The 17,216-nt window shown below is 75.0% G+C and carries 5 protein-coding genes; all 5 read right to left on the bottom strand.

Going from position 1 to position 17,216, the window contains the following annotated elements; all coding sequences use genetic code 11:
* Positions 1 to 32: 32 nt before the first annotated feature.
* The 5 genes from thiO to ACQPXS_RS38140 all read right to left on the bottom strand — a co-directional run bounded on the left by thiO (position 33) and on the right by ACQPXS_RS38140 (position 17,161).
* Positions 33 to 1,163 (bottom strand): glycine oxidase ThiO, encoded by a 1,131-nt coding sequence (thiO, locus tag ACQPXS_RS38160; RefSeq protein WP_433454001.1) that lies wholly within the window; start codon positions 1,161 to 1,163, stop codon positions 33 to 35.
* A gap of 92 nt (positions 1,164 to 1,255) precedes the next feature.
* Positions 1,256 to 3,550: a type I polyketide synthase gene (locus tag ACQPXS_RS38155; RefSeq protein ID WP_433454000.1), complete on the bottom strand. Its 2,295-nt coding sequence runs from the start codon at positions 3,548 to 3,550 to the stop codon at positions 1,256 to 1,258.
* A gap of 51 nt (positions 3,551 to 3,601) precedes the next feature.
* Positions 3,602 to 4,189 carry an FcoT family thioesterase gene (locus ACQPXS_RS38150; RefSeq protein WP_356316740.1) on the bottom strand — a complete coding sequence of 196 codons (588 nt, stop codon included), beginning with the start codon at positions 4,187 to 4,189 and terminating at the stop codon, positions 3,602 to 3,604.
* A 50-nt stretch (positions 4,190 to 4,239) separates the two neighbouring features.
* On the bottom strand, positions 4,240 to 15,222 hold the full coding sequence (locus ACQPXS_RS38145) for an SDR family NAD(P)-dependent oxidoreductase (protein WP_433453999.1): 10,983 nt from the start codon (positions 15,220 to 15,222) through the stop codon (positions 4,240 to 4,242).
* A 334-nt stretch (positions 15,223 to 15,556) separates the two neighbouring features.
* On the bottom strand, positions 15,557 to 17,161 hold the full coding sequence (locus tag ACQPXS_RS38140) for an AMP-binding protein (protein ID WP_433453998.1): 1,605 nt from the start codon (positions 17,159 to 17,161) through the stop codon (positions 15,557 to 15,559).
* Positions 17,162 to 17,216: the final 55 nt, after the last annotated feature.

The following is a 17,216-nucleotide window of genomic DNA, read 5'->3' as shown; positions in this document are numbered from 1 at the left end:
GGAAGCCGCCGGAGAGTGGGCGCGCCGGTGCGTCAGACCGGTGTGGACGCGAACCGGGTAGGGCTGAACGGATGTGCGTACTCCGGGAGTTCGCCCGTGACGACGGCTCGGGACACGGCCTCGGCGGTGGCCGGGGTCAGCTGGACGCCCGCGCGATGGTGGCCGGTGGCCACGAGGACGTCTTCGCGGGTCGTCGGGCCGAGGATCGGCCGGCCGTCGGGTGAGCCCGGTCGCAGGCCCGCGGCGGCGCCGACGAAGCGCATCCGGGCGGCGGCGGGAAGGACCCGGCGGACGCGGGCGAGGAGGTCGGCGACGCCTTCGACGAGGACCTGTTCGTCGTATCCGGCATCCTCGTAGGTGGCGCCCACGGCCAGTTCGCCGTCGGTTCTGGGGGCGATGTAGACCGCGCGGTCGCCGTAGCTGCCGCGTACGGTGTGCCGTACGGCCGGGCTGCCGTGGTTCTCGGCGTGCAGCCGGATCACCTGGCCTTTGTAGGGGCGGATCTCGGGGACCAGGCCCTCGGGAAGGCCCGGGAGGCGGTGGGTCCACGGACCGGCGGCGAGGACGAGCCGGTCGGCGTGCAGCACGGTGCCGTCGGCGAGCCGGACGGCGGGGGTGGTGCCGTCGAGCAGTACCTGTTCGACGCGGTCGGTCACGAGGTGCCCGTCGGCGTTGCGCAGTGCGGCGGCGAGGGCGCGGGTGAGGGTGCGCGGGTCGATGGAGCCGTCGTCGGGTGAGAGCATGCCGACGTGTACCCCGGGGGCCAGGAGGGGTTCGAGGCGCCGGCAGTCGTCCGCGGTGAGCATCCGGTACCGCACGCCGAAGTCGTCGGCCATCTGCCGCAGCCGGTCGAGGCCTTCGGCGGCCTGCGGGTCGTAGGCGACGTCGAGGATGCCGTTGCGCAGGTGGCCGACGGGGCCTTTGGCGGCGTGGGCGAGTTCGGTGGTGAACGCCGGGTACAGGGAGCGGGAGTGCAGGACGAGCCGGGCGAAGTCCGGTTGGCCGAGCAGCATGTCGCCGGACGGCGGGAGCAGTCCGGCGGCCACGCTGGAGGCCTTGCTCGCGGGGGCCGGGTCGACGACGGTGACGTCGGTGCCGAGCTGGGCGCAGCGCCAGCCGACGGACAGTCCGATGACGCCGGCGCCGATGATGATGACACGCATGGGTCCTCCATCCGCTCCGTCGTGCGGAGCGGATGGAGGACCCGTCCGTTCCGCGCGACGGAGCACTGGGTCTGCTCCGTCGCGCGGAGCGGTCAGTCCTGCTGCGTCAGGCGCAGGAGGTGGGCGGCCAGGGCGGCCGGTGTGCGGTGGTCGAACAGGAGCGTGGCCGGAAGCCGCAGGCCGGTCAGGGCGGCGAGTCGGCGGTTGAGGTCCACGGTGGTGAGCGAGTCGAATCCGATGGCGGAGAACTCGACGGCCGGGTCGACGGCTTCGGGTCCGGTGAGGGCCAGTACGCCGGCGACCTCGGTGCGGATGAGCTGCTCGACGGCGTCGGTGCGCTCGTGCTCGGGGAGTGCGAGGAGCGAGCGGCGCAGTTCGGCGGGGTCGGTGCGGGCGGTCCGGTCGGTGGGGCGGGGGTGGTCCGGCTTGGGCGGGCACAGGTCGCGGAACACGTCCGGCAGCTGCGGGGAGTGGTCGCGCAGAGCCGGTTCGTGCAGTTGGACGGGGACGAGGACGGCGTCGTCGCGGCCGAGGGCGGCGTCGAACAGGGCGAGTCCGTCGGCGACGCGCAGCGCGGAGATTCCGGCGCGTTCCATGCGCTTGAGGTCGGCGGCGGCGAGGCGTTCGCCCATGCCTGCCTCGTCCCACAGGCCCCAGGCGAGGGATACGGCGTGCAGTCCGGCGGCGCGGCGGTGCTGGGCGAGGGCGTCGACGAACGTGTTGGCGGCGGCGTAGTTGGTCTGGCCGGCGCCGCCGACGACGCCGCTGATGGAGGAGAACAGGACGAGCCGGCAGTCGTCGGGCAGGGATGCGGTGGCCTGGTGCAGGGCGAGCGCGGCGTCGACCTTGGGCCGCATCACGCGGTCGAGGCGGCGGGGGGTCATGGTGCCGACGGCGCCGTCGTCGGTGACGCCGGCGGCGTGGATCAGGGTGGTGACGGGGTGTTCGGCGGGTACGTCGGCCAGGACGGCGGTGAGTGCGTCGGCGTCGGCCACGTCGCAGGCGATCACGTTGGCTCGGGCGCCGAGTTCGGTGAGTTCGGCGACGAGGCTGCGGGCTGCGGGTGCCTGTGGTCCGGAGCGGCTGAGCAGCAGGAGCCGGCGGACGTCGTGCCGTGTGACGAGGTGGTGGGCGAGGACGCGGCCGAGTGCGCCGGTGCCGCCGGTGAGGACGACGGTGCCGTGGGGGCCTGCGGGGTTTGGGGTGGGCTCGGTGCCGTCGGGGCGGGTGCGGTGGAGCCGCGGGTGGAGCAGGTTGCCGTGGCGGACGGCGAGCTGGGAGTGGGGGGTGTCGGGGTCGGTGAGGGTGGAGACGGCGGCGACCAGGGCGCGCCGTGATCCGTCGGCCTCGTCGATGTCGACGAGGGCGAAGCGTCCGGGTTGTTCGGTCTGGCTGCTGCGGACGAGTCCCCACACCACGGAGGCGGCGAGGGAGGCGATGCCCTCGCCGGGTTCGCAGGCTTGGGCGCCCTGGGTGATGAACACCAGCCGGGAGTCGGTGAGCCGGTCGTCGGTGAGCCATTCCTGCACGAGGGCGAGGCAGCGCTGGGCCTCGGCGCGCGCGTCGTCGGCCGTGTCGGTGCCGTCGGCGCAGCTGACGAGGATCACCGCGGGCACCGGGGCGCCGCGGCGCAGGGCGGTGTCCATGGCGTGCAGGGAGGCGTAGTTCTCGAAGGACCGTCCGGTGGCCTTGAGTTCGCCGGTGATGCCGAGGTGGTCGGTGCCGAGGAAGGCCCAGGGTGCGTCGGCCGCCGGGCGTGCGGGCAGCGCGGGCAGCGGCCGCCACACGGGGCGCAGCAGGGTGCCGGAGGTCGTGGTGGAGCGCAGTTGCTCGCGGCTGACCGGGCGGACCATCAGGGAGCGGGCGCACAGGACGGGGTTGTCGTCGGTGTCGGTGGCGGTGAGGGCGAGGGAGTCGTCGTCGGTCTGGGTGATGTGGATCCGCAGGGCGGTGGCGCCGGGGCGGTGCAGGCGGACGCCGCGCCAGGCGAACGGCAGGTAGGTGTCGTCGCCGTCGCGGTCGAGGAAGGGGATGCTCGCGGCGTGCAGGGCGGCGTCGAGCAGGGCGGGGTGCATGAGGAGGCCGGTGGCGGGGGGTGCCGGGTCGGTCTGCGGGATCTCGGCGAACACGTCGGTGCCGCGTCGCCATGCGGCGTGCAGCAGGCGGAAGGCGGGGCCGTACTCCATGCCGCGGGCGGTGAGCCGGTCGTAGAGGTCGGGCACGTCGACGGGTTCGCTGCCGACGGGGGGCCAGGTCGGTGGCTGGGCGGGCGCGCCGGGGGCGGCCCCGGCCGGCTCGGCGCCGTGTCCGGGGTGCGCGCATCGGTGTCCGGCGGCAGCGGTGCCACCGGGGGCGGCCTCGCTCGGGCGGGGATCGAGGACGGTCATGCGCTTCCTTCGTGGCAGTGGGGACCTGGGGTGCCGTGAGGCGCGTGGACGTCAGTCCTTGAGCGGGGGCGGGTTGGTGATGGCCGCGGTGACGTAGCCCTTGGAGTCGCCGCCGTGTTCGTCGTAGTAGCGGCAGAACGTCTTGACGACGACGAGGGCGTCACGGATGTCGTTGGCGTCCCAGGCGACGATGTCGAGGATCTCGATGCTTCCCTGGAAGAGCCGGCCGCGCATGGGGACGCGGAAGGAGCTGGAGAAGTCGGTGATGAGGATGTCGCCGAGCTGGCGGTACCAGAAGTCCTCCATGGACCACTGGCTGAAGGGCTCGGCGAGGCCGTCCTGCACGGACTTGGCGATGAGGTAGTAGGCCATCTGGTTGTAGCAGATGTTGAACTCGACCGAGTTGAAGTGGCCGGTGTCGTCGATGTAGCAGGACTCGGGGATCTCGAAGGTGCACTCGGCCTCCAGCCGGCCGCCGTCGCCGGGCCTGCCGTCGCTGATCACCTCGGCGGTCTGGAGGTACTCGCACTTCTTGGTCCGGTACGGGGTGAGCACCCGGTGGAGCAGCGGCTCGTCGGTGGGGATGCGTCGGGCCGTGGGGCTGTCGGCGCGTTCGGGTCGCTGCAGGAGTTCCGTCATGGTGGTTGTCTCCGGCTGGTGCGGTCGGGTGGAGGTTGTGCGGGGCGGGGTCAGCTGTTGCGGGCCCGCTGTGCGGCGAGCAGCAGTTCCTCGACGCTCATGGTCTGCAGCGCGGCGGCGGAGGTGCGGGGCTCCTGGGTGGGTTCGGCAGCCGCCGCGGTGGTCTCGGCCGTCTCGGCCGGCGGGTGCGTGGCGTCGGCGTTGCCCAGTTCGAGCAGGGTGTCGAGGAGTCCGGCGTCGCGCAGGGCGGAGATCGGGATGGCGGAGATCACGGCCCGGATCTCGTCGTCGGCGTGGTCGGCGGCGAGTGCCTCGATCTCGGGGGCGAGTTCGTCGAGCAGGAAGGCGGCGAGGTCCGCGGGGGTCGGGTAGTCGAAGGTGATGGTGGCGGGCAGCCGGGTGCCGATGGCGGCGCTGAGGCCGTTGCGCAGTTCGATGGCGGCGAGCGAGTCCATGCCGAAGGCGGTGAAGGGTGTCTCGGGGTCGATGGCGTTCGGGTCGTCGTGCCGGACCTGGGCGACCTGCCGCCGTACCAGGTCGAGCACGAGGGTCAGCCGCTGTTCGGGGGCTGCGGCGGCCAGCCGCTGTGCGATCGGGACGTCGGTGGTCGCGGCGGCGGTGCCGGAGGTTTCGGGCTGCCGCGCCGGGGGTGTGACGAGGTCCTTGAGTACGGCGGGCAGCTGGTCGTAGCCGGCGCGGAGGGCGGCCGGGTTGAGCTTGAGGGGGACGAGCAGCGCGTCGGGGCGGGCGAGGGCGTCGTCGAGCATGGCCAGGCCCTCGTCGGTGGGGATGGCGGCGCTGCCGGCGAGTTCCAGCCGGGTGAGGTCGGCGGCGGTGAGGGTGCCGCCCATGCCGTCGGCTTCCGCCCACAGGCCCCAGGCGAGCGACTGGCCCGGGAGGCCGGCGCGCTGCCGGTGGTCGGCGAGGGCGTCGAGGAAGGTGTTGGCGGCGGCGTAGTTGGCCTGGCCTGCGCCGGCGACGAGTCCGCTGGCGGAGGAGTAGAGGACGAAGTGGGTGAGGGGGTGGTGGCGGGTGAGGTGGTGCAGGTGCCAGGCGGTGTCGGCCTTGGGGGCGAGGACGTGGGCCAGGCGGTGGGGGTCGAGGTCGGTGATCAGGCCGTCGTCGAGGAGGCCGGCGAGGTGGAAGACGGCGGTCAGGGGCCGTTCGCCGGTGTGGGTGTCCAGGAGTGCGGCCAGGGCGGTGGGGTCGGTCAGGTCGCAGGCGGCCAGGTGGACGGTGGCGCCGAGGGCTTCCAGGTCGGTGGCGAGTTGGCGGGCGCCGGGTGCGTCGGGTCCGCGGCGGGAGGCGAGCAGGAGGTGGCGGGCGCCGTGGCGGGCGACCAGGTGGCGGGCGAGGAGGGCGCCGAGGCCGCCGGTGCCGCCGGTGATCAGGACGGTGCCCTCCGGATCCAGCTCACGCACCTCCGACACGGGTTCGGTGACCGGAAGCAGGCGGGGTACGGAGCAGTGCCCGCGGCGGACGCGTACCTCGAACTCGCCGCAGGCCGCCGCGGCTGGGATCGCGGCGTGCGAGGCCGGGTCGGTGTCCACGTCGACCAGACCGAACCGCCCCGGGTGCTCGGCTTCCGCGGACCGCACCAGGCCGGCGACCGCCGCCGAGGCGAGTCCGCTGGTGACGGCGACCAGGCGGCTGTCGGCGAATGCCGGGTCGGCGAGGAACTGCTGGACGGCGTCGAGGACTCGGACGGTCACGGCGTGCACCGCGTCCGGCAGACCCGCGTCGCCCGTGTCCGGCGTCCCGGCTCCGTCGCCGTCCGTTGGACCGGTTCCGTGCGCCGGGCAGCTCAGCAGCACCAGAGCGGGCGGGGTTCCGGGTGCGCCGGCGAGTGACGCCACGTCGGCGGCGACAGGCGTGGTGAACCCGAATCCGGTCTCGGGCGGGCCGACCAGGGCCCAGCCGTCCGCGTCGGCGGGGACCTCCAGCGGCTTCCAGTCGACGCGGTGGAGCGGGCTGCGCCGGGCCTCGGCGAGCTGCTGTTCGCTGACCGGGCGGCCGCGCACGCTGCGCACCTCGGCGACGGGTTCGCCGTCGGCGTCGTGGAGGGTGAGGGAGCTGTGTTCCGCGCCGGCGGCGCGGTGCAGGTGGACGCGGACCGCGGCGGCGCCCGGGCGGTGCACGCGGACGCCCTCCCACGCGAAGGGGATGAGTGTCTCGCCGGGTTCCGTGCCGCCGAGCGATTCGACGTGCAGGGCCGCGTCGAGCAGGGCCGGGTGCAGCCGGTAGCGTCCGGCGTCACCGGCGGATTCCGGCAGCGCCACGTCCGCGTACAGGTTCTCGCCGTCCGTCCAGGCGGCGCGCAGCCCCTGGAACAGCGGGCCGTAGTCGTATCCCTGTTCGGCGAGCCGGGCGTAGGCGTCGGTGACGTCGAGGGCGGCCGCGCCGGGCGGCGGCCAGGCGGCCGGGCGCGCGGCGGGTGGCTGCGGTGCCGCGCTCAGCGAGCCCGTGGCGTGCCGGGTCCAGGTGGCCGAGCCGTCGGTGCGTGAGTGCACGGTGACGGGGCGGACTCCGTCGCCGTCGGGTTCGCCGACGGTGACGTGGACCGTGACCGAGCCGTCGGCGGGCACGATCAGCGGCGCCTCCAGGGTGAGTTCCTCGACGGTGGGCGTGTCGGTCTCCCGGCCGGCGGCGAGGGCGAGTTCGACGAACCCGGTGCCGGGCAGCAGGGTGACGCCGTGGACGGCGTGGTCCGCGAGCCAGGGGTGGCGTCCGGCGCCGAGGCGGCCGGTCAGGACGGTGGAGCCGGTGTCGGGCACGGGCACCGCGGCGGTGAGCAGGGGGTGTGTGACCGTGTCCAGGCCGGCGCCGCCGACGTCGCCCGTGGCGCTGCCGGCGTCGATCCAGAACCGGCGGCGCTGGAAGGCGTAGGTGGGCAGGACGAGTTCGGGGTCGTCCGGCGCGTCCTTCAGGACCGCGGCCCAGTCGGGTTCGATGCCCGCGGTGAACGCGGTGGCGAGGGCGGTGTGGAGCTCGGTGGCCTCGTCGCGGCGGGCCCGCTGGACGGGGATGAAGACGGTGCCGTCGGTGTGGTCGAGTGTCTCCCGGGCCAGTGCGGTGAGCGTGGCGTCCGGGCCCACCTCGACGAAGCGCGTGATGCCCGCCTCGTGCAGGGCGGTGACGCCGTCGGCGAAGCGCACGGCGCGGCGTACGTGCTCCACCCAGTGGGCCGGGTCGGTGAGTTCGCCGGGGCCGGCCGGGCGCCCGGTGACGTCGGAGACGAAGGTCAGTTCCGGTTCGCGGTAGTCGAGGCCGGCGGCGACCTCGGCGAAGTCGGCGAGCATCGGCTCCGTCATCCGCGAGTGGAAGGCGTGCGAGACGGTCAGCCGCTTGTGCCGCACGCCCTGTGCCTCGGCCCGCTCGGCGGCTTCGGTCAGGGCGGGCACGGGCCCGGACACCACCACGGAGGTGGGCGTGTTGACCGCGGCGACGTCCAGGCCGAGGTCCGCGATCAGCCGCTCGGCGTGTTCCTCACCGGTGTTGAGGGCGAGCATGCCCCCGGGGGGCAGGGCCTGCATGAGGCGGGCTCGTGCGGCCACCAGGCGGGCGGCCGGGTCCAGGTCCAGCACCCCGGCGACGCGCGCGGCGGCCAGGGCTCCGATGGAGTGGCCGAGTACGGCGTCGGGGCGCAGCCCCCAGTGGCCGAGCGCTCTGGCCAGGCCGACCTGGAAGGCGAACAGCGCGGGCTGTGTCCACTCCGTGCGGTCGAGGGCGCCGCTGTCGCTGTCGTCCCACAGGATGTCGCGCAGCGGTGTGTCCAGGTGCCGGTCCAGTGCGGCGCAGGCCTCGTCGAAGGCCTGGCGGAAGGGCGCGCAGTGGGCGTGCAGGCCGCGGCCCATTCCGGCCCACTGAGCACCCTGCCCGGTGAACAGCCACGCGGAGCGGCCTGAGGCGGCCTTGCCGGTGACCGTGGCGCGGCCGTCGGCGATCTCCCGCAGGCCCGCCAGCAGTTCGGCCGGGTCGGTGCCGACGGCGGCGGCCCGGTAGGGGTGGGCGGTGCGGCCGAGGGCGAGCTTGCGGGCGACGGCGGCCGGTACGACGGTGTCGTCGCCGTCGAGCGCGGCGTGCAGCCGGGCCGCCTGCTCGCGCAGGGCCTGCTCGGTGTGTCCGGACAGCGGCCAGCAGACGGGACCGGACACGGTCTGGTCCACGGACCTGGCCGGGGCCGGGTCCACGGCTTCGAGGATGACGTGGGCGTTGGTGCCGCTGACGCCGAAGGAGGAGACGGCGGCGCGGCGGGGGCGCCCGGTGCGCGGCCAGGTGAGCGGCCCGGTCAGCAGCTCCACCCGGCCCGCGCTCCAGTCGACCTGGGTGGAGGGGGCGTCGACGTGGAGGGTGGCGGGCAGCAGTCCGGCGCGCAGGGCGAGGACCATCTTCATCACGCCTGCGACACCGGCGGCGGCCTGGGCGTGCCCGATGTTGGACTTGATGGAGCCCAGGTAGAGAGGCTCGCCCGGGCGGTCCTGGCCGTAGGTGGCGAGCAGCGCCTGTGCCTCGATGGGGTCCCCGAGGCGGGTGCCGGTGCCGTGGCCCTCGACGGCGTCGACGTCGGCGGGGGTGAGCCCGGCCGAGGCCAGGGCCTGCTGGATGACGCGCTGCTGGGACGGACCGTTGGGCGCGGTCAGGCCGTTCGAGGCACCGTCCTGGTTGACGGCGGAACCGCGGACCACGGCAAGCACCGGATGGTTGTTGCGGCGGGCGTCGGAGAGCCGCTCCAGCAGCAGCATGCCGGCGCCCTCGCCCCAGCCGGTGCCGTCGGCGGCGTCGGCGTAGGACTTGCAGCGGCCGTCGGCGGCCAGGCCGCGCTGCAGGCTGAAGTCGGTGAAGGTCTCCGGCGTCGCCATCACGGTGACGCCGCCGGCCAGGGCGAGGGTGCACTCGCCGCGGCGCAGCGCCTGCATCGCCCAGTGCAGGGCGACCAGCGAGGAGGAGCAGGCGGTGTCGACGGAGACGGCGGGGCCCTCCAGGCCGAGGAGGTAGGCGACCCGGCCGGAGGCGACGCTGGCGGAGCTGCCGTTGGTGAGGTACGGCAACAGGTCGTCGGGGACGTCCCGCAGCCGGCTCGCCCAGTCGTGGTACATGACGCCGGCGAAGACGCCGGTGCGGCTGCCGTGCAGCGTGCCGGGGTCGATGCCGGCCCGTTCGATCGCTTCCCAGGACGTCTCCAGCAGCAGCCGCTGCTGCGGGTCGACGGCGACGGCCTCACGGGGGCTGATCCCGAAGAACTCGGCGTCGAAGTCGGCCGCGTCGTGCAGGAAGCCGCCCTCGCGGACGTAGGTCTTGCCGGTGCGGCCCACCTCCGGGTCGTACAGCTCGGCCGTGTCCCAGCCGCGGTTCACCGGGAACGGCGAGATGCCGTCGACGCCGTGGGCGACGAGGTGCCACAGCTCCTCGGGAGTGGTGACTCCGCCGGGGTAGCGGCAGGCCATGCCGACGATGGCGATCGGGTCGTCGTCGGTGAGCGGGCCGGACCCGGACTGCGGTGAGTTGGCCGCGGCCGCCGGGGCGAGCAGGGCCAGTATGTGGTCGGCCAGGGCCGTCGGCGTCGGATAGTCGAAGATCAGGGAGGACGGCAGGCGCAGTCCGGTCGCCGTGCCGAGCGCGTTGCGCAGTTCGATGGCGCCGAGCGAGTCGAAGCCGGTCTCGCTGAACGGGCGGCGCGGGTCGACGGCGCTGCCGTGCTCGTGCCCGAGGACGGCGGCCGCGTGCCCGGTGACCAGGTCGAGGACCTGGCCGCGGCGGTCCCGCTCGGGCAGCGCGACCAGGCGGCGGGCCAGTTCGCCGCCCGCGGCGGCGCTGCCCGGCGCGCTGGTCCGCCGTCGCCTGGGCACCAGGGAGCCGAGCACGGAAGGCAGCGGGCCGGTGCGGGCCCGCAGGGCGGGCAGGTCCAGGTCGATGGGCAGCACGACCGGCGTGTCGCGGGTGAGGGCCTCGTCGAACAGGGCGAGGCTCTGCTCGGGGGTCAGCGCCCGCACCCCGGAGCGCTGCGAGCGGCGCAGGGTGACCTCGTCGAGGCGGCCGCCCATGCCCTCCTGGCCGGCCCACAGCGCCCAGGCCAGGGAGGTGGCGGGCAGGCCGAGGGCGTGGCGGTGTTCGGCCAGGCGGTCCAGGAAGGCGTTGGCGGCGGCGTAGTTGGACTGGCCGGCGGCGTCCATGGTGGCGGCGGCGGAGGAGAACAGCACGAAGGCGCTCAGGCCGGCGTCGCGGGTCAGCTCGTGCAGGTGCCAGGCGCCGTCGGCCTTGGCGGCGAACACGGTGTCCATGTCGTCGGCGGTCAGGGTGGTGACCGCTCCGTCGGCCACCACACCGGCCGTGTGGACGACGCCGGTCAGCGGTGTGCCGGGGTCGATTCCGTCGAGCAGCCGGGCCACGGCCGCGCGGTCGGCGACGTCGCAGGCCTCGATGCGCACCTGTGCGCCGGCCGCCCGCAGTTCGTCGGCGAACTCGGCCGCTCCGGGCGCGCGTTCCCCGGACCGGCTGGTCAGCAGCAGGGAGCGCACCGCGTGCCGGGTGACCAGGTGGCGGGCCACGCGGCGGCCCAGGCCGCCGGTGCCGCCGGTGATGAGCACGGTCCCCGCGGTCCAGGGCGCCCGGGGTTCGGCGTCGGCCTCGGCGTCGGGTTCCGGCAGCCGCGCGAGCCGGGCCGCGGTGAGCTCGCCGTCGCGTACGGCCAGCTGGTCCTCGCCCCGCTCGGGGTCGGTGGCGAGGGCCAGCGCGGCCAGCAACCGCTCGGCGGTGGTGCCGGGTTCGGTGTCGACGAGGGCGAACCGTCCCGGGTGTTCGGCCTGCGCGGCGCGCACCAGGCCCCACACGGGTGCGGCGGCCAGCCCGGCGGGGTCGCCGGCTCCGGAGGCGACGGCCCGTTCGGTCACGAACACCCAGCGCAGGGTGGACGGTTCGGTGGCGAGTGCCTGCTGCAGCAGGCCGAGGACACGGGTGGCCGCGGCCCGGGCGGCCGCCGCCGTGCCGCTCGTGCCGGCGGCGACGTGGACGACGACGGCGTCCGGGGCGGCGGCGCCCGCGGCGAGCGCGGCCCGCAGTGCGGCGAGGTCCGGGTGGTGGTCGCCGGGCAGCGGCAGGGCGGGGCTGCCCAGCAGGGCCAGTCGCGGGCTGCCGGCCGGCGCCTCGGTGACCGGCTCCCAGCGGATCTGGTGGAGCGGGCGGGTGGGGCGGGCGGCGTGCAGGGGCCGTTCGACGACGGTCTCGACGGTGGCGACGGGGCTGCCGGTGCCGTCGGTGAGTTCGGCGTGCAGCCCGGCCGCGTCGCGCTCCAGCCGGACGCGCAGCGCGGTGGCGCCGGGTGCGTGCACGGTGACGCCGTCGAGGGAGAAGGGGATGCGGGTGCCGCCCTCGTCGGGCCGGGGCAGGAAGTCGGCGGCGTGGAAGGCGGAGTCCAGGAGGGCGGGGTGGACGAGGAAGGCGTCGGCGCCGGAGCGTGCCGCGCCGTCGAGCGCCACCTCGGCGAGGACGGTCTCGCCCAGCCGCCAGGCCGCACGCAGATTGCGGAAGGCGGGCCCGAAACCGTATCCGGCCGCGGCGCGGTCTTCGTAGAAGGAGTCGAGGCCGATGGGCTGGGCGCCGGGCGGCGGCCAGGCCTCCGCATGCGCGGGCGGGTCGGCGGGTCCGGCGGACACCGTGGCGCGGGCGTGCGTGACCCAGGTCTCGGTGGCGGCGTCGAGGCAGGCCACGCGCACCTCGCGCCGCCCGTCCGGGCCGGGCGGGGCGAGCCTGACCTGCACCGGGACCATCGCGTCGGCGGGCAGCGGCAGCGGTGCCTGGACCAGCAGTTCGTCCACCCGGGGGCAGTCGACGGCCCGTCCGGCCCGCAGGACGATCTCCAGCCACCCGGTGCTGGGCAGGATCGGGTCCCCGGCGATGACGTGGTCGGTGAGCCAGCGCTGCGTCCGGGTCGACAGCACCCCGGTGAGCAGGGTGCCCTCGCCGTCGGCCAGCGATATCTGGGCGGTGAGCAGCGGGTGGGTCAGCGGGGTGAGCCCGGCGCCGGCGACGTCGGGCGCGGCCTGGGTGGTGAGCCAGTAGCGGCGGCGCTGGAAGGCGTAGGTGGGCAGGGGCACCGCCCGGGCGCCGGGGAACAGGCCGGCGCCGCTCACCGCGGCACCGCGCACCCAGGCCGCGCCGAACGCGCCGAGCAGTTCGCTCTCCTCGTCGCGCCCGGCGCGCAGGGTGGCCAGGGTGGCGACGTCCGCCGCGTCCTCGGGCAGGCAGGCGGGGGTCAGTGCGGTGAGGACGCCGTCGGGGCCGACCTCCAGGTACGTGGTGACGCCCGCGGCGTGCAGGTGGCGTACGGCGTCGGCGAAGCGGACCGTGCGGCGCACGTGCTCCACCCAGTAGTCGGCGTCCGGGACCACCGGCTCGCCGGTCATCGTGGAGACGAGGGGTATCTCGGGCTCGGCGTACGTCATGGCCTCGGCGACGCGCCGGAACTCCTCCAGCATCGGTTCCATCAACGGCGAGTGGAACGCGTGCGACACCCGCAGGTGCCGGGTCCGGCGGCCCTGCTCGGCGAAGTGCCGTTCGATCCGGGCGACTTCGTCCTCGGCTCCGGAGACCACCAGCGACGCCGGCCCGTTGACGGCGGCGAGGGACACCGTGGCGCCGAGCAGCGGCAGTACCTCCTCCTCGCTCGCGGCCACGGCGGCCATGGCGCCGCCCGGCGGGAGTTCCTGCATCAGCCGGCCGCGGGCGACGGTCAGCATGACCGCGTCGGGCAGGGAGAGCGCGCCGCAGACGTGCGCGGCGGCGAGTTCGCCGACGGAGTGCCCGGCGAGGAAGTCGGGGCGTGTCCCCCACGATTCGAGGAGCCGGTAGAGGGCGACCTCCAGGGCGAACAGCGCGGGCTGCGCGTATTCGGTGGTGTCCAGCAGCCGCGCCTCCTCGGAGCCCTCCGCCGCGAACACCACGTCGGTGAGCGGCCGGTCGAGCAGGAGGTCGACGTGGTCGGCGACGACGTCGAAGTGGTGCGCGAACAGCGGGAAACGGCGGTGGAGTTGCCGGCCCATGTCCAGCCGCTGGGAGCCCTGGCCGGTGAACAGCACGGCGAGCGGACCCCCGGCGACGCGGCCGGTGGGTGCCTGGCCCGCGGCGAGCTCGGCCAGGCGGGCGCGGGCCTGGGCGGTGTCGCCGGCGAGGACCGCCGCGCGGTGGTCGAGGGCGGCGCGGGTGGTGACGAGGGAGAAGCCCACGTCGGCGAGGCCGGTCTGGTCGGCGGGCCGCTCGGCCAGCCAGTCGGCCAGCCGGGCCGCCTGGGCCCGCAGGGCCGCCTCGCTCCTGCCGCTCAGCAGCAGCGGCACCGAACCGGCGGCCGGCGGGCGCGGCGGCTCGGCGGGCAGCGCGGGCGGCTCCTCCAGGATGACGTGGGCGTTGGTGCCGCTGGCGCCGAAGGAGGACACTCCGGCCCGGCGCGGCCGGTCCTCGCGCTGCTCCCACGGCCCGGGCCGGGTGGCCAGCCGCACCGCGCCGGACGACCAGTCCACGTGCGGTGTCGGGTTGTCGGCGTGCAGGGTGGCGGGCAGGACGCCGTGCCGCATGGCCATGGCCATCTTGACGACGCCGGCGACGCCCGCCGCGGCGCCGGTGTGCCCGATGTTGGACTTGACCGAGCCCAGCCACAGCGGGTCATCGGCCGAGTGGTCCCGGCCGTAGGTCTCGAGGATCGCCCGGGCCTCGATCGGGTCGCCGAGCCGGGTGCCGGTGCCGTGTGCCTCGACGGCGTCGACCTGGGCGCCGGTGAGCCCCGCGTCGGCCAGGGCCTGCCGGATGACCTTCTTCTGGGCCTGTCCGCTGGGCGCGGTGAGTCCGTTGCTGGCACCGTCCTGGTTGATGGCGGAGCCGCGTACGACGGCGACGACGGGGTGTCCCGCCTTCAGGGCGTCGTCGAGCCGTTCGAGTACGAGCATGCCGGCGCCCTCGGCGAACGCGGTGCCGTCGGCCTCGGCCGCGAACGCCTTGCAGCGGCCGTCGGCGGCGAGGCCCCGCTGCCGGCTGAACGTGGTGAACGTGCCCGGGCTGGAGATGACGGCGACGCCGCCGGCCAGCGCCAGTGCGCACTCCCCGCGGCGCAGCGACTGCACGGCGAGGTGCAGCGCGGTCAGCGATCCGGAGCAGGCGGTGTCGACGGTCAGGGTCGGCCCTTCCAGGCCGAGGGTGTAGGCGACGCGTCCGGAGACGACGCTGGGCAGGTTGCCGAGCAGCAGGTGCGCGTCGACCCCGTCGGGCGCCTCGTGGGTGCGCGGCCCGTACTCGTGCGGTTCGACGCCGACGAACACGCCGGAGCGGCTGCCGTGCAGGGTGCTCGGGTCGATGCCGGCCCGCTCCAGCGCTTCCCAGGCGGTCTCCAGCACCAGGCGCTGCTGCGGGTCCATGGCCATGGCTTCCTTGGGGCCGATGCCGAAGAACTCCGCGTCGAAGTGGCCCGCGTCGGACAGGAATCCGCCGTGCCGGACGTAGCTGGTGCGGGGCGCGTCCGGGTCGGGGTCGAACAGGCCGTCCAGGTCCCAGCCGCGGTCGTCGGGGAACTCCGCCAGGACGTGTTCGCCGGCGGAGACCACCCGCCACAGGTCCTCGGGCGAGCCGATGCCGCCGGGGTAGCGGCAGCCGATGCCGACGACGGCGATCGGCTCGTCGTCGTAGGACGCGGCCGGCTCCGGTTCCGGGGCCTCCTCGGGCGTCCCGAGGAGCCGCGCCTTCAGATGGCGCGCCAGCAGGGCGGGCCGCGGGTACTCGAAGCCGACGGTGACGGGCAGGTCGAGGCCGGTCTGCGCGACGAGCCGCGCATGGAGTTCGACCAGCCCCAGGGAGTCGAGCCCGAGGTCGCGGAAGGGCCGCTCCAGGTCGATCTCGCCGTCGGCGTCCGGGTCCGTCCGGAGCCGGATGTCGTGCAGCTGCTCGCGCAGCAGCCGGGTCAGCGAGCGGGTGAGTTCCGCACTCGTCGGCAAGGTCGGCTGCTCTTCGGCGGCACCGCGCTCGGCGTCGGTACCGGCGTCGTCGGCGGGGATCACTGGGCTATCACCTGGTCACCTCGGAGTTCCTACGGGAAGACAGGTGCGTCTCGGCCATCGACGGTAGCTTTCGGCGGGTATCCGCCCCACCCCTGCGAATGGGGCGACGCCCCCTATGGACCGCGTCGCGGAGGCGGGGTTCGGCGTGCGCCGGTGCAGGCGGTGGCGCCGGTTCGAGGACCGGTGGACTGCGCGGACCGTCGGGGTTCGGCCGGCGTGACGGCCGGGAGACGCTGCGGGATTCGGCCAGTCGGCGGGTTCGGTCCCGCCGGGGCGGAGGGCCGGTCCCGTGGATCCGGGGCGTGGCGGCCCGGGGTCCACGGGACCGGTGGACTCAGTGGCTGACGCGGGCCAGCAGGGCGCGGCGGTCGGCCTTGCCGTTGCTGGTGAGCGGTATGTCGTCGACGAAGTGGATGTGGTGCGGAAGCATGTAGGCGGGCAGCGTCTCGGCGCAGAAGGCGCGTACGGCGGCCGCGGTCACGCTCTCGCCGGCGGCTGCGTCGCCGCGGACCAGGAAGGCGGTCAACACCGGTTCGGGGCCCGCCTGCCGGTCCAGCGCGAGCACCGCCGAGGCGATGCCCTCGTGTTGCTGCATCCGTCGTTCGATCTCGCCGAGTTCCACCCGGTTGCCCCGCACCTGGACCTGGGAGTCGGCGCGGCCGCAGAAGTACAGTTCGCCCTCCGGGCCGCGGTAGGCGAGGTCCCCGGTGCGGAAGACGAGCTGCCCGGAGGAGGGGTCGAAGGGGTCGGGGACGAGTGCGGCGGCCGTCGCCTCGGGGTCGTTCCAGTAGCCGCTGAACAGCGCCGGGCTGCGCAGGTGGATCTCCCCCGTCACCCCGGGTTCGGTGACCGGACGGCCGGCCTCGTCGATCAGGGTCATCTCCGCACCGGGGTGGGCCCAGCCGATGGACGGCCGCTGAAGGGTGTCGGGAATCGGGTTGGGCAGTGCGGTGAGGGAGGCGGCCATCGACTCGGTCGCGCCGTATCCGTTGACGATCTGGGCCTTGGGCAGCAGTTCGGACAGCCGGCGCAGCTCCGGCAGGGGGAAGTCCTCACCGGAGTAGACGACGCGCCGCAGCGTGTCCATGGCGGCCAGTTCGTCGGCCGCGGTGCGCAGCACGGGCCGCCAGATGGACGGCACGCCGTGCACCTGGCTGACCTCGGCCTCGGACAGGAACTCCAGGAAGCGGCGGGGCCAGGCGAGTTCGTCCCGCGGCACCGGTACGAGCGTCGCGCCGCAGCCCAGGGCCATGCCGGTGTCGACGAGGGAGAAGTCGAACTGCAGGGGGGAGGTGGTGGCGACCCGGTCGCCGGGCGCGACGAAGCCGAGCCGCCGTACGCCGCGCAGGAACGACACGACACCCCGGTGGGTCATCACCACGCCCTTGGGGCGGCCGGTCGTTCCGGACGTGAAGATGATGTAGACGGGGTCGGTGGGGGTCACTCCGGCGCGGACGCGGGGCCGGGTGTGCGGCGCCCGCTCGACGCGCAGTCCGTCGTCGCCGAACCGGCCGGTGCCGACGGTGCCGGGCAGGTGGTCGCGGGTGCCGTCGCCGTGCTGGAGGAACAGTGCCGGCCGTGCGCTGTCGAGGATCAGGGCCAGGCGCTCGTCCGGCATGTCCGGGGCCACGGGGATGAACGGCAGCCCGAGCGTCGCACAGGCCAGCAGCACGGCGAGGGCCGACGAGCAGTGGTGGGACTGCACGACGACCCGCTCGCCGACGTCGAGGCCGAGCCCGTCCAGGGTGTCGACGTACCCGTCCACGAGGTCTTCGAGTGCGGCGTAGCTCCAGGTGCGCAGGCCGCCGTCGGGCGCGCGTTCGACCAGCGCCGGGGCGTCGGGGGTGGTGGCGGCAGCGGCCAGCAGGTAGCCGCGCAGATTGTCGTTCTCGTCGGTCGCACAGGCGAAGCGGACCGATCGCGGAGGCTGGAGCGTCACGGGTTCTCCTGTCGGCGGACTGCATTGCGGTGTCCGCAGGGAATTTCCACGGCAC

The organism is Streptomyces sp. CA-142005, assembly GCF_050942335.1.
Taxonomy (GTDB): domain Bacteria; phylum Actinomycetota; class Actinomycetes; order Streptomycetales; family Streptomycetaceae; genus Streptomyces.
Note: the sequence above shows the minus strand (reverse complement) of the source record. Positions and strands in the feature narration are given on the sequence as shown.

What these genes read in the sequence shown, in the direction of transcription:
- thiO (WP_433454001.1), bottom strand. Translation starts at nt 1,163, where the DNA reads ATGCGTGTCATCATCATCGGCGCCGGCGTCATCGGACTGTCCGTCGGC.
- ACQPXS_RS38155 (WP_433454000.1), bottom strand. Translation starts at nt 3,550, where the DNA reads ATGACCGTCCTCGATCCCCGCCCGAGCGAGGCCGCCCCCGGTGGCACC.
- ACQPXS_RS38150 (WP_356316740.1), bottom strand. Translation starts at nt 4,189, where the DNA reads ATGACGGAACTCCTGCAGCGACCCGAACGCGCCGACAGCCCCACGGCC.